The following is a 13,776-nucleotide window of genomic DNA, read 5'->3' as shown; positions in this document are numbered from 1 at the left end:
GAAACTAAACTTCGGTTTCAGCTTTTTTCTTGTTCTCTTTATAATGGAAAAGATTATGTTCTTTAATCATTTTAGTTGTTTTTTCTGGAAGCATATCTTCCCAACCTTCTTTTCCTTCACTAATCATTTGTAAAACTTCTCTTGAATAAACATCCAGAATTTCAGGATTATAATTCTCAATATCTTCAACTCTACCATTATACTTAAAGAATTTATACAATTCTTTCATTCTAGGATGAACTTTTAAGTTATCGCTGGTAGTAATTTCTCCGGTTTCTGGATCTTTAAGCGGGTAGAGGTAAACCTTAAGGTCTTTAAAGAATAATTTACCAAAAGCTTCCAGAATACCACCACTTAGATGCCTGTAATATTTCTCATCAAACACATCTACCAGGTTATTTACACCCATAGTTAAGCCCATTCTTTGCTTAGAATATCTTGAGAAGTATTCAACTACACGATAATATTCCTGGAAATTGGAAATCATTACGGTTTGTCCCAGGGAGCATAAAAGTTTTGCCCGGTCCATAAAATCGCGTTCATCAATTTCACCTTCGGCCCTTAGATTAGAAAGGGTAATTTCAAAAATAACTTCGGTATTTTCTTTTTCTACCTTGCTTTCTTTCAGGAATAATTCAAGCGAACGCTCGTACATATCCATATTTACCTTAGTTACGGGTCTAAAACTTCCGCGTAGCGCAAGGATATTCTTTTTATAAAGTATTTTGGCTGGAAGTACGTTATTACCATCTGGAGCGAACATCACGGCATCTGTCATTCCGTTTTTAACCAGCTGTAAGCTCATTAAACGGTTGTCTACACCTTCAAATCGTGGTCCGCTAAAATTTATGGTATCAATTTCTATTTGATCTTTGTCTATATGATCGTAGAGGTAACGTAAAAGTTTCTTAGGATTATCATATTTATAATAAGCTCCATATATAAGATTTACGCCCAGTATTCCAAGGGTGTTTTGCTGGTGGCGGGCATCGTTTTCGTGAAATCTTACGTGCAGGCTAATCTCGTTATAATCTTCTTCCGGACTTACCTGATATCTAATTCCTACCCAACCGTGGCCTTTATATTTTTTTGCAAAATCTATAGTAGCAACGGTATTAGCGTAACTAAAAAAAAGTTTATTTGGGTGTTTTTCACGGGAAATGCGTTGCTCAATCAAGCCAATTTCATGGGAAAGCATCTTTTTTAACCGTGCCTCGGTTACATATCTCCTGTCATTTTCCACTCCGTAAATAGCATCACTAAAGTCTTTATCGTAGGCACTCATGGCTTTTGCGATAGTACCGGAGGCGCCACCGGCTCTAAAAAAATTTCTTACCGTTTCCTGGCCGGCACCAATTTCAGAAAAAGTTCCGTAGATATTTTCGTTTAAATTAATGCGAAGTGCTTTACTTTTTATTGAAGGAACATTTTCAAATTCCTTATCGCCCATTATTGTAATTGGCATAATTTTTCTTTTATGTGTGGTTTCTTTTTTGCTTAATCCAAAGGTACTAAAATCGGTAAGGTATTGAAAAAAAATATCTTTACTTTTGCCTAAAACATAGAATTCTTGGAAGTAATATTTTTAGGTACAGGCACCTCACAGGGAATCCCTATTATAGGCAGTAAACACCCGGTTTGCCTTAGTGATAATCCCAAAGATAAACGCTTGCGGGTATCGGTTTTAGTAAAATGGGAGGAGTATAATATCCTTATAGATTGTGGTCCCGATTTTAGAATGCAAATGCTGGCTAACCCTGTAGAAAGCCTTGATGCCATTTTGTATACCCACGAGCATAACGACCATACTGCAGGTTTAGACGATATTAGGCCATTTTTCTTCCGCCAGGGAGATATCCCGGTTTTTGCACATAAAAGAGTGCTGGATTCGCTTAGAAAGCGATTTGAGTATATATTTACTTCAACAAATAAATATCCCGGGGCGCCAGGGGTACAGGAGAACGAAATTGTAAATGAAGCTTTTTACTTCAAAGATTTAAAAATTACTCCTATAGATTATATGCATAACCGCTTACAGGTTTTTGGATTTAGGCTTAAAGATTTCGCTTATCTAACAGATCTTAAGTCTATTGAAGAAGAAGAAGTTCAAAAACTGGATGGCGTAAAGGTGTTGGTAGTAACCGCTTTAAGAATAGAGCCGCACCATTCTCACTTAAATCTCGAGGAAGCCTTAGAATTTATAGCAAGAGTTAAGCCCGAAAGAGCCTATTTAACCCATATTAGTCATTTACTGGGCTTTCATGAGGAAGTGCAGCAACAACTTCCCGAAAATGTATTCGTGGCCTACGATAACCTAAAAATCACCATTTAAAATGCGTAAAAATTTATTACTTTACCTTTTTATCTTTTCACTTTTGTTTACCATTTTTATTTATGTGAACGATAAAAAGATTCTTGATGCCCGCGATGCTGAAATTCAAAAATTGAAAGCCGAAGTTGAACGTCTGGAATTAGAGAATGAATCTGCAGCTGCTTTAAACCAAAATGGAAGTTATTTTTCTTTGATGGATAACGAAGATGCAATGACTTATTTTGAAAATAAAGGCATTGAAGCCAAAGATGTTCGTGAGGCTATAGAAAATGAATTAATGAACCAGAATAAGGTAAACGAGGATAATTCTTATGTGCCTTTTGATGGGATGGAAGGCGATATGCACATTAATAAAATTAAAGTTCTAAACCATAAATGGGTTGTTGCCGATTTTACCGATGGCACCTATTGGGGCGAAGTATTTTTCACCTATTTTATTGATGAAAACGGGAAACCCGAACTAATTATAGAAAAATCTTTTATTTACCCGGGAGCTAATTAAATACGCTTTTTAAGCCATTCTCTTAATTCATAGAAATTCTGTGGAGCAACACCGTGGCCCACAGGAAATTCGGAATAGCTGTTTTCAATATTCAATTCATCCAATACAGGTTTGGTTTTCCTGGCCCATTCTACAGGAATCACCTGGTCTTGAGAACCGTGTGAACAATAAAATGATAGTTTAGAGAAATCGTTTTTCTCAAATCCCGGAGTTATAATTTCATTATTGATATAACCGCTAAGGGCAACAATGTTTTTAACTTTTTTGGGATAGGAGAGGGCTACTGCATAACTTAAAATGCTTCCCTGGCTAAAACCTAAAAGCGTTACATTTTCAGCATCTAAATTATAGGCCTCAATCGCTTCATCAATAAATTTGGCAATTAGATCTCTTGATTTTTTGGCCTGCGCATCGTCGCTAAATTTGCCATCCTGGTTATCCCAGTGAATTGCATACCACGCATTTCCATAAGGCTGCATTGCGTAAGGTGCTTTTACCGAAATCACGAATAATTCATCGGGTAATTCTTCAGCAAAAGAGAAAAGGTCGTTTTCATCGCTACCGTAGCCGTGAAGCATAATAAGCAATGGTGTCTTTTCAGTTTGGGTTTTCGGTTTTCTTATAATGTGGTGTAGAGAAAGTTCTTTGGTATTCATTTAATTTATTGTACTAAACCATTTTTGAAAATATGCGCCTAAAATTGGAACTTCTTTTTGTTCGCCCTGAATTGCGGTTACCAGGCCATAAATACCTAAAACCGCAATAAAAATATAAAAGGCAGATGAAATTAACCAGCTGTCAAATAATCCAACCAACACTCCTAAAACATAGAAAGTGACATGGATGCCAAAAGCCTGCCTAATATGAAATGAAGCAAACGGATTTTTATTTTCGTTGTTCATAAAATAGGCTATAATGGTGCCAATAATCGTGAGATAGGCAACTATAGCTGGGGTTTTTCCTTCTTCGGCAACTGTTTTCATAGCTGGTTTTCTAGGTTGTAAAGGTATTAAATTTATAGTGAAATCTATAAACCAAAATCTCCCGCTTTGGTAATTATTCCCAAAGCTTTTCCTTTTATTTGATGCCCTTTAAAAATACTGTTTGTTGAAGTCGAAAAAATATGGGCTTCGGTAAATTCATATTTTTCATTTGGGATAAAAAGACTAAGATCTGCAGGATTTCCTTCTTTAATTTCTATGTCTTCTAACCCAAATCTTTGTTTTCCTTTAGAAAGCATTTCTATAACTTCTTCGGTAGAAAAAATTGTACTTAATGCTCCAAAAGCAGATTCCAAACCAATACTTCCATATAAAGCATTATCAAATTCTACTTTTTTATGCTCGGTATCAATGGGAGTATGATCGCTGGTAATCATATCTATAGTTCCGTCTTTTAAGCCTTTTATGAGCGCTTTTATATCTTCTTTAGTTCTAAGTGGAGGCAAAACCTTAGCATTGGTATCAAAGTCCTGCAGTAGTTCATCGGTAAATATTAGGTTATGAATAGCTACACTACAGCTTACATCCAGGCCTTTCTTTTTAGCTTCCTTTATTAAGGAAACCGATTTTTTAGTAGAAATTGTAGGAATATGCAGTTTGCCACCGGTGTATTCCAGAAGATATAGGTCTCGCGTAATTTGCAATTCTTCGGCAAGGTTGGGAATTCCTTTTAACCCTAACGAGGTACTGCTTTGTTCTTCGTTTACCATTCCTTTACCGGCAATACGATCTTCCTGCGGAAAAGATTGCACTAATCCTTCAAAATTTTGAGCATATTGAAGCGCGATTTTTAGCAAATTTGGATTTTTCACAGCACGTTTATAATCTCCAAAAGCAATGGCACCTCCCTGTTTCATATCATAAAGTTCAGCAAGATCTACACCTTCACTTTTAATGGTTAAAGCTCCTGTAGGAAACATTTTAACCGGGTGATGTGCTGCTTTTGATTTTACCGAAGTAATTGCGCCATTATTGTCAAGAACCGGAAACGTATTAGGGTTTAAAGCAATACTGGTAAATCCGCTTTTTGCTGCTGTATCAAGGCCGTTAGCAATTGTTTCCCGCTCTTCAAAACCGGGTTCTCCAAAACTCACACTACTATCAAACCAGCCCCGGGAAACGTGAAGGTTTTCTTCTGAAATCACTTTATCGGCTTTGGTAGAAATATCGTTTCCAATTTTTATTATAATCCCATTCTCTATTAGAATATCCAGCTTTTTTTTGTGGTAAGCTGAGTGTTTATCTATTATTGTTGCCGATTTTAAAAGTAGTTTCATTTAGTTATGTTTTTGTCTCAATCTGTTGCTAATCCCGATTCAGTAGTAATGCGATTATTTCAAATATTTTAAAAGAAACATCTCCGCGCTTAAAAATATAAGTGCAAAAATAACAAAGCATTTCCAAAGCTCGTTGCTTTGTGCCGCGGCATTTATTTCATTAAAATAAGAGCCTATATTATCGTGTATTTTTACATTTTCTGTTTCCCGGGGAATATTATATTCCAATTCACTTTCGGTCCTGGGCGAGTTAAAACTTATGTAGCCCTGGTTTTCGTTTTTGTATTCCAGCGAATAATTTCCTGAAGCTATATCGAGGCCGGAAGTTAAAATCTCCAGATTATCGCCCAGGGCTCGTTGCTGCGGAATAAAATCTTCGGTATCTGAAACAATATGAACAACCTCGTCTTGCTGGGTTTGAAGCGGAATATTGATCTCGTTTTCCTGCCCCGTTTCGTAGTATAAATTTGGCGTTTTCAAAGCACTAAGACCTATGTTATAAAAAACAGGAACAATTAATGGTGAATTTCTGAAATTTGAATTTTCAGAATTTAAGGCTGCAGAAAATATGAACACATCATTATTTTCCATTAAAAATGCGGAATTGTCCTGAAATGAAATCACCCTATTCCCATTTTGCATATTAAAGTAGGTCTGCACTTTCGGATAATCAAAATTATCAATTCTTTCTTCAAAAACTCCGGCGAGTAAAGGATGATCAAAAGATAATTCGGTTATTAAAGTTTCGCGGGTTTTTAATTCAGAAAATTTTGGTGCATTTATTCGGTTAAGAAAGTTATTGTAAGAATTTATATCTAAGTTTTCTGCAGGAATAATTACCAGTGGAACCACATTCTTTTGAAGGTTTAAAAGGTTAGATTCTAAAGCGCCCGAAATGGTTTCCAGCTCATTTAGCACCACCAAATCTGCGGAGTTTAAGCTATTAAAATCAAGTTGATCTATTTCAAAGATTTCAGTATTAAATTCAGGCGGAGTAAGGATGCGGCTAAGAAAACTGGCATCTGTATTCTGACTTATAACCACTACATTGGCTGGTTCAAGCTTATTTAAGCTAAAAAACATCGAATTATCGTAATTCAAAGAGGCGTCTTCAATACTTATTCTTCCTTTAGAAATTTCTTCTTCATTTATTTTAAAAATGGTTTCCGTTGTTTGATTTTCCTTAAAATTTACGGCAGTTTTTGCTAAAAGTTCTTCCCCGTTATAAACCGAAACACTTACAGGTTCTAAAATTTCCACAGAACTGCTTAATAAGACCTTTAAGCTAATTTCAGAAGCTTCGCGATTGCTTATAGATACAGAGTCTATACTGATATTCTGAGTATTTTCGGGAATTGCAGGAATTAAATGGTAATTTATATTGGACTTATATGATAAGTCTTCAGGCTTCAAATTTTGCTGAAAATCAGAAATAAAAATGACATTTTTGTCTCCGGTAGAACTTTTCAGAAGTTGTTGAGCTCTTAAATTCAGCGTATTAAATTCGGATGAATTTTCTGCAAAATCGATGTTTTGAAGTTCGGTGATTAATTCTTCCGCAGTAAGGTTTTTAAACTCGTTAGTATGGGTAAACAGGCTTATTTCTTTATCTTCAGGAAGATTTTTAATCAAATCCTGAATGGTGGCGGGCAGTAGTTCGCCATTTCTGCCGGTGGCTTCCATACTGTAAGAATTATCTAGAAAAATAAGCTGAGCACTTTGGGTTGCTTCAGGGTTTTTAGCAGGAAAATAGGGTTGAGCAAACGCTAAAATTAAAGCGGTGAGCATAAGCATTCTTGTAGCCAGTACCAACCATTTTTTTAAGCGAGAGCTCTTTCGGGTTTGGCGAATTACTTTCTTTAAGAATTTTACATTGGTAAAATCTTCCTTTTGAAAACGGCGTATTTGAAATAAGTGAACAGCCAGCGGTATGAGTAGTAAAAACAGGGCATAAAGTAATTCCGGCTGTTTAAATTCCATAAAGCTTTAAAAAGTTTTTCAAATATATGAAATGGAATTTAAGCTAAGGCCGTTTAATTTTGAATTTAAAAGTACTGCCTTTGCCTTTTTCTGAAATTACTTCAATACTGCCATTCATTTGTTCTATATGTTTTTTAACCGTGGCAAGGCCTATGCCGCTACCGGGATTGCCGTACCTGTCTTTGGCATCTAGAGTAGCAAAAAGCTGAAAGATCTTTTCCTTATCGGTAGCAGAAATTCCAATGCCATTATCGCTAACTTCAAAACAATAATAAGTTGAAGTAGTTTTGAAATTAATATCCACTTTTCTAACTTCTGTAGTGTTGTATTTTAAAGCGTTGCTTATTAGATTCATAAAAACCTGGCTAAGCGCAGCTTTATTTATATTTTTAAGATGCCCCTTATCGGGGTAGGTGATTTCTACATCTTCTTCCAGTTTATAAAGATCTGTAATTCGCTTTAAAAGGGTAGGGAGGTGCACATCTTCATAATCTTTTTCTAAAACGTGATCGCTGCGATAAAAACTTAAAATTCCATCTACATAATTGCGAAGGGAATAAGACGATTCTACTAAAAAATCGAGATACTGCCTGCTTTGTTCATCAAGTTTTTCGTTGTTTTCGTCTTTAAGCAATTCGGTTAAGGAAATAATATTGGCGAGCGGCGATTTAATATCGTGCGAAACCAGGCTGGCAAATTTTTCCAGTTCCTTATATTTTTGCTTCAATTTTCGCTGTACGTGTTGAAGTTTGTTTTTATGTTTTCGCGATTCAAAGAGATTCATACTTTGGTTCGCTAAAGCCAGTAAAGATTTTTTCTGATCTTCATCTAACTCCCTAATTCTTGTATCAAAAATGCAGAAAACGGCTATTGCGTGGCCATTTGCATTTAAAAGGGGCACCCCTGCATAAAAATGATACTCACGATCGTAAATGTTCCTGGCATTTTCAAATAACCCTGGATGCTCGCCACTATTTATTATAAAGATTTCTTCGCTTGTGTGAATGGAATGCTCGCATAAAGCATTTTCCCGGGGAAGTTCGGCCAGTTGAGTACCGTAAGCCGATTTATACCAGATATTATTTTTACCAATAATACTAATTTTTGCTACTGGAACCTGGCAAATCTTTGCCGCTAAAAAAGTAAGCTGATCGTAGTCCTTGTCTTCTCCCGATTTAAAAATTGCATATTCAGCAAGTGCTGCCCGACGTAATCGCTCAGTTGAAGAAATTTTTTTTTGTTGCATACTTTTTTGCAATTAATACAATAATATAAAAAAATTCTTCGATTTTTGATGAAAAAGCTTACTATTTAAGCTTTTCGGCTAATAGAAAAATCAAATCTGGTACCTTTTCCTATTTCCGAATTCACTTTTAAATTTCCGCCTAAATTGCCCACCAATCTTTTTACTGTAGAAAGCCCAATACCATTGCCTTTATTTCCAGAGCGATCACTTTTAGCAACGGTGGTAAAAAGTTTAAAAATATCATCTTCTTTCTCCTTTGGAATACCTATCCCGTTATCCTGTATGCTGAAGTAATAAAAGTCGGGGTTTTGAGAGAATTCAATATCAATAACAATCTTGGGTTTATCGTTGTACTTAAGGCTGTTTCCTAATAAATTTAAAAAGATTTGTTCCAGGGCTGCACGGTTAGAACTAATAATGCTATTATCTTCTGGAAGGTTAATTACGCAATCTTCTGTAATATTTAAAAGGTCTATAATTTCTTCCAGCAGTTGGTGCACATCAAATTCTTCGCTGTTTGAAGCGGCAATATTATCGCTCTCATAATGATCTAAAATGCCATTTATGTAACTGCTAAGCTTTAATCCCGCTTGTTTTAGGTTTTTTAAATAATCTAAACCTTCTTCTCCAAGTTTACTACCAAATTTAGCTTTTAAAATATCTGCAGAGATAATCATATTTGCCAGTGGCATTTTCATATCGTGTGAAACCACCCCGGCAAAATCCTTGAGCATTGCATTATGCTCGTTTAATTGCCTTTTAATATTCTCCAGGTAATCGTTTTTTCGTTTTAATTCCAATAGAATTTCTACCTGTTTTGCTAATGATTTTAATGCCTTTTTTTGTTCCTGGCTTAGTTTATTCGGTTTTGTATCAATTACACAAAGAGTGCCCAAAACCATATCATCATAGTTTTTTAGAGGCATACCGGCATAATAAATTATAGGGTCACTATCGGCAAGCACAAAAGGATTATCTAAAAACCGTCCATCTAACCGGGTATCTTCAATCTCCATTAGTTTCTCCGGTTCCAGAATGGCGTGACTACAAAACGAAATATCCCGTTCTGAGGTGCACATATCTGTACCATATTTAGATTTAAACCACTGCTCGTGTTCCCCAACAAGGGAAATTAAAGAAATTGGTGTTTGGCAAATAAAAGACGCGAGTTGAGTGATATTATCAAATTCCTCTTCGGTGGGACTGTATAAAATGTTGGCGTCCTCAAGCGCTTTTAATCGTTGGCTTTCGTTATCTGGAATAGCAGGACTTAACATATATTTGAAGATTGCATTAAAACAAATTTAACAAAATTAAGTGTAACCTGTTAAACTTTTGCTAATACTTTTCGAAGACTCCTAATCCGAATAATGCAAAATCGTATTTAACGGGATCTATTGCATCCAACTTTCGCAACGCTTTATCCAATTCATTTAAAGCTTTGGCATCATTAGCTTTGCGTTTTAAGAGTTTTAATTTCCTGGCTACATTTCCAGAATGTACATCTAAAGGGCAACTTAATTGCGAAGCATTAAGCTTGTCCCAAAGGCCAAAATCTACACCGGCCTGGTCTTTTCTCACCATCCATCGCAGGTACATATTTATTCGTTTTGCAGCCGAATTCTTCAGCGGATCACTTACATGTTTTTGGGTTCGTGGAGGATGCGGGATTTCAAAAAATATTTTCTTGAATTCGTGAATAGCGGGTTGAAGGGAATCTTTTTCAGCATATTGTGTAAAAACAGTTTCAATACCACCGTGGTTTAAGTAGATATTTTTTAATGCTGAAATAAAATAAATAAGATCAATATCATTAAAAGTGCGATGAACAAATCCTCTTAAACTTTCCAAATCACCCTCAGAATGATTAATAATGAAATCGTGCGGACTGCGGTCCAGCATTTCCATTAAGCGATTTGCGTTCTTGAGAATACTTTTTCGGTTTCCCCAGGCAATTGTAGCGGTAAGAAATCCGGCAATTTCAATATCCTCTTTTTTACTGAATTGATGCGGAATTTGAATAGGATCTGATTCTATAAATTCTGGCGTATTGTATTGTTCGACTTTAAAATCGAGAAAAGATTTGAGTTCACTTTTTTTCAAACTGCTTAAATTTCCTTTTTGTCAATAATTTTTCCGTCCTGCATAGTGATTTTCCGGTCGGCCATATCGGCGAGTTCCTCGTTATGGGTTACAATCACAAAAGTTTGCTGAAACTCGTCCCTAAGTTTAAAGAATAATTTATGAAGGTTTTCAGCAGATTCGGTATCTAAATTTCCCGAGGGTTCATCGGCAAAAATCACTGCGGGATTATTAATTAGAGACCTTGCAACCGCAATGCGTTGTTGCTCGCCGCCACTAAGTTCAGCGGGTTTATGATGTGCACGGTTTTTAAGTCCTAAAAATCCTAAAAGTTCTTTTGCGCGTTCTTCAGCCTTTTCTTTGGGCGTATTATTAATAAATGCCGGAATGCAAATATTCTCTAAGGCAGTAAATTCAGGCAATAATTGGTGAAACTGAAAGATAAACCCAATATTCTTATTTCTGAATTTAGATAAATCCCTGGATGAAAGTTTATAAATATCGGTATTGTTAATCTCAAGCGTAGAATCTTTGTTTTTTTCTGGTTTATCCAGCGTTCCCAGAATTTGAAGTAAAGTGGTTTTACCCGCTCCCGACGCACCCACAATAGAAACAATTTCGCTTTTTTTAATATGAAGGTCGAGCCCTATTAGTACGTGCAGGTCTCCGTAGAATTTATGAATATTTTTGGCTATTATCATTTTTCGCTAGATAATCGAGATTTAAAAGCTCCAGGACTTTCCCCAGAAATTAATTTAATACTGAAAACGCCTTTTAACCTGGTTATAGAGATTTATTAGGCTCGTGAAAATTAGCCAAATTCAGCAAAACCCCCAAGCTAAGAATTGAATATGTTTTTTACCCGGTTGTAGTCTATATAATATACTATTCGTAGGCTAAAATTATGTCGCGCCGGCCTGTTGAATAAATTATCCAAACTTTGCTGAAAATCGAGATAACTTAATTCATCCTGGTTAAAAATAGAATTTCTATAGAGTAAAATAGCTTCACTGCCGGGAGCAAACTGCCAGCGGTAGCTTAGATCCAGATTCCAGATATTAAAATTAGCATCGGGATTGTAATTTTCTTCCCTGTCGTAATTTATAGAAGTTAAACTTCCATCTTCGTTTAATTTTGAAAAGCTTCCATCTTGAAACTGCGCCACAGACCAAAAATTTCTAAAACTTAAATTTAAACCCTGTTTCGTGGTGAAATTATAATTCGCCTGAAGCGAATTTTCAAAACTTTTCATATCCCTGTTTCCAAAAATCACATCTCGCGGTTGAAGGCCTACAAAGCTGGGACGATTAATTTCGTTATCGTATTCAAAACCATAAATCACTAAAAACTTATTGTTTATACGAATTCTCGGCTCAAAAATAAAATTAAAACTTTCCCGGGAACTTTTACTAAAAGTTTGGTAGGTACTGCGAACATCTACAGCTAACTTTTTCCTATAATCTGAAGATATCCAGCCGTTTGCCACAATATTTGGTTGGTAGCTAATAAAAGTATTTTCCCTTCGTGGTTCAAAAAAGTCTTTAAAAGCCGAATTTATTTCAGCAAAACCTCCAAAAGCAAATCGGTCGCGGGTCATGGCAAAAATACTTACACCACCACCGGTTGCCACGTTCACATCAGGACGGTAACGCCGTTGGTGATTTGCATATAACTCTATGTTATATTGATTAAAAATGCCGGTGGGTTCAAAAGTTTGGTAAGAAGTATTCAGGTAAAAATTGTTGTAATTGTTTGTAAAACTTATTCCAAGATCATTAATATCATAAGTTTCGTTAGCAAATTCGTGAGAAACTCCATACCTAAGATTTCCTTTGGTTCTGTTTATTGAAAATAAAGAAGCGAAGCCGGTTTCATTTTGGCCTGGTAAATTCACATTACTCATTTTCGCTTCTCCTACAAAATTAAATGAGTTAGCTTTATTAAAAACGTCAAACAAAAATCCGGTAACATTGGCATCCCTAAAATTCCCTTCCCTGGTAACATTAGTATTAATTACACTAATAGAAGAATTTTTATTAAAACGTTGGTCAAGCAGCAGGATATTATAATTTGCGAGAGGTTCGGTAATTTTTTCCCTGCTGTTTCCGGTAAGGGTATCTCTAAAAATCGCTTTGGTTTCAGCAGTAACGGCATTAAAAAAACCAACACCCAGGCCTCTCTCGGTTCTTCCAGAAATCTTTAAAGCATTAATAAGATCGGTTCTTTCAGGATTTTCAAGAATTTCTTCATTATCGAGTTTTTCCTGCTGGGCGTTATTAAATCCAATAGGAGTATTTCCCACACGGCGCGAATAAAAAAGATCTCCTTTTGTAAAAAGTTCTGTTCCTTCGGTAAAAAATGCGCGATTTTCCCCAAAGATTTGTTCAAACGGGCCTAAATTTAATTCTACATCATCATACGCGACCTGGCCAAAATCTGGGACTAAAGTCATGTCTAAAGTAAAGGCTTTGCTAATTCCATATTTTACATCCAGGCCGGCATTAAAATTAGTTTCAGTTTGACCATCAAATATGTCTATTTCAGCTGAAGTATATGGATAAAAACTAAGTCGGGTAGGAGGTTCAATATTTTTAATACCTGTAAGCAAACCGGTTTGTTGACTCATTAAACCCACGGCTTTATCTACATAATTCCAGGTATAACTTTCATTTCTATGCGAAATTTGCCTTAAAAACTGAATTCCCCATTCCTGTTCCTGTTTTTCAGGAAATCGCAATGCAGCGTAAGGAATGCGAACTTCGGCATACCACCCATTTTCATCTTGAGAAACTTCTGCTTCCCAAACTATATTAAACCCGAAATCTTCGTTATTTCCGGTTATTTTGGCATCGGCTCTGGTACCTGCCGCGGTAACGGCAAACCTTATTTGATTTTCACCATCGTCATAAGTATTAATATCTATTTGAAAATAATCGCTTTGCTCCAAATTATCCCGTTGGGTAAACTGTTTTACAATCTTTTCCGGTTTATTTTCATATAAATATGCGGCGATATACAGCGCCTTATTAGTATAAACTACTTTTACTTCTGTATTATGACTTTGCGGAATAGGATTGCCATCACCGGGATAATACATTACAAAATTATTTGCGTTGGTAAGGTTATTCCAGGCTTTATCGTCTAAGATTCCGTCAATTACCGGAGATTCCTGAATTTTTGTTGCCGTATAATTTTTACGCGGAAGGCTCTCAATTTGAGCCGAAATTTGTTGAGTAAAAATGAAGAATATTAAAATTAATCGGATTTTTGCAGGCATTAATTGATAATTTGATTGAAAATAAGTTCAAATATATCATAGTTCTCAATGCAGTCAAAGCTTTGATTTAAATTCAAGT

12 protein-coding genes are annotated in these 13,776 nt (G+C 35.8%); 2 read left to right on the top strand and 10 right to left on the bottom strand.

All coding sequences use genetic code 11. The features are described 5' to 3' along the window. Window positions 1–4: 4 nt before the first annotated feature. Window positions 5–1,465 (bottom strand): nicotinate-nucleotide adenylyltransferase, encoded by a 1,461-nt coding sequence (locus AACZ30_RS00975; RefSeq protein ID WP_093305437.1) that lies wholly within the window; start codon window positions 1,463–1,465, stop codon window positions 5–7. Between the two features lie 105 nt (window positions 1,466–1,570). Between AACZ30_RS00975 and AACZ30_RS00970 the strand changes: the two genes are divergently transcribed. Next, window positions 1,571–2,332 carry an MBL fold metallo-hydrolase gene (locus tag AACZ30_RS00970; protein WP_339646880.1) on the top strand — a complete coding sequence of 254 codons (762 nt, stop codon included), beginning with the start codon at window positions 1,571–1,573 and terminating at the stop codon, window positions 2,330–2,332. 1 nt (window position 2,333) lies between these two features. Next, on the top strand, window positions 2,334–2,834 hold the full coding sequence (locus AACZ30_RS00965; protein WP_339646877.1) for a hypothetical protein: 501 nt from the start codon (window positions 2,334–2,336) through the stop codon (window positions 2,832–2,834). On the opposite strand, the gene AACZ30_RS00960 is transcribed toward AACZ30_RS00965, so the two are convergent. The 9 genes from AACZ30_RS00960 to AACZ30_RS00920 all read right to left on the bottom strand — a co-directional run bounded on the left by AACZ30_RS00960 (window position 2,831) and on the right by AACZ30_RS00920 (window position 13,697). Beyond that, on the bottom strand, window positions 2,831–3,490 hold the full coding sequence (locus AACZ30_RS00960) for an alpha/beta fold hydrolase (protein ID WP_339646873.1): 660 nt from the start codon (window positions 3,488–3,490) through the stop codon (window positions 2,831–2,833). The two genes, AACZ30_RS00965 and AACZ30_RS00960, sit on opposite strands and share 4 nt — an antisense overlap. Further along, window positions 3,491–3,817 carry a hypothetical protein gene (locus AACZ30_RS00955; RefSeq protein WP_075327010.1) on the bottom strand — a complete coding sequence of 109 codons (327 nt, stop codon included), beginning with the start codon at window positions 3,815–3,817 and terminating at the stop codon, window positions 3,491–3,493. It lies immediately after the preceding gene. A 44-nt stretch (window positions 3,818–3,861) separates the two neighbouring features. Beyond that, window positions 3,862–5,112 (bottom strand): dihydroorotase, encoded by a 1,251-nt coding sequence (locus tag AACZ30_RS00950; protein WP_339646867.1) that lies wholly within the window; start codon window positions 5,110–5,112, stop codon window positions 3,862–3,864. Window positions 5,113–5,166: 54 nt separating this feature from the next. Next, window positions 5,167–7,092, bottom strand: a complete 1,926-nt coding sequence (locus AACZ30_RS00945; protein WP_339646864.1) for a BatA domain-containing protein — start codon at window positions 7,090–7,092, stop codon at window positions 5,167–5,169. Between the two features lie 43 nt (window positions 7,093–7,135). Then, the gene (locus tag AACZ30_RS00940; RefSeq protein WP_339646861.1) at window positions 7,136–8,338 is read right to left on the bottom strand and encodes a GAF domain-containing sensor histidine kinase; all 1,203 of its coding nucleotides are present in this window, start codon (window positions 8,336–8,338) and stop codon (window positions 7,136–7,138) included. A gap of 65 nt (window positions 8,339–8,403) precedes the next feature. Further along, window positions 8,404–9,615: a GAF domain-containing sensor histidine kinase gene (locus AACZ30_RS00935; RefSeq protein ID WP_208225721.1), complete on the bottom strand. Its 1,212-nt coding sequence runs from the start codon at window positions 9,613–9,615 to the stop codon at window positions 8,404–8,406. 61 nt (window positions 9,616–9,676) lie between these two features. Then, complete coding sequence (locus AACZ30_RS00930; protein WP_339646857.1) at window positions 9,677–10,441, bottom strand: TIGR02757 family protein; 765 nt, start codon at window positions 10,439–10,441, stop codon at window positions 9,677–9,679. Between the two features lie 5 nt (window positions 10,442–10,446). Further along, the gene (locus AACZ30_RS00925) at window positions 10,447–11,121 is read right to left on the bottom strand and encodes an ABC transporter ATP-binding protein (protein WP_339646854.1); all 675 of its coding nucleotides are present in this window, start codon (window positions 11,119–11,121) and stop codon (window positions 10,447–10,449) included. Between the two features lie 137 nt (window positions 11,122–11,258). Further along, window positions 11,259–13,697: a DUF5916 domain-containing protein gene (locus AACZ30_RS00920; protein ID WP_339646851.1), complete on the bottom strand. Its 2,439-nt coding sequence runs from the start codon at window positions 13,695–13,697 to the stop codon at window positions 11,259–11,261. Between the last annotated feature and the right edge of the window lie 79 nt (window positions 13,698–13,776).

Origin of the sequence: uncultured Salegentibacter sp., from assembly GCF_963972535.1 — a bacterium.
GTDB lineage: Bacteria > Bacteroidota > Bacteroidia > Flavobacteriales > Flavobacteriaceae > Salegentibacter.
Note: the sequence above shows the minus strand (reverse complement) of the source record. Positions and strands in the feature narration are given on the sequence as shown.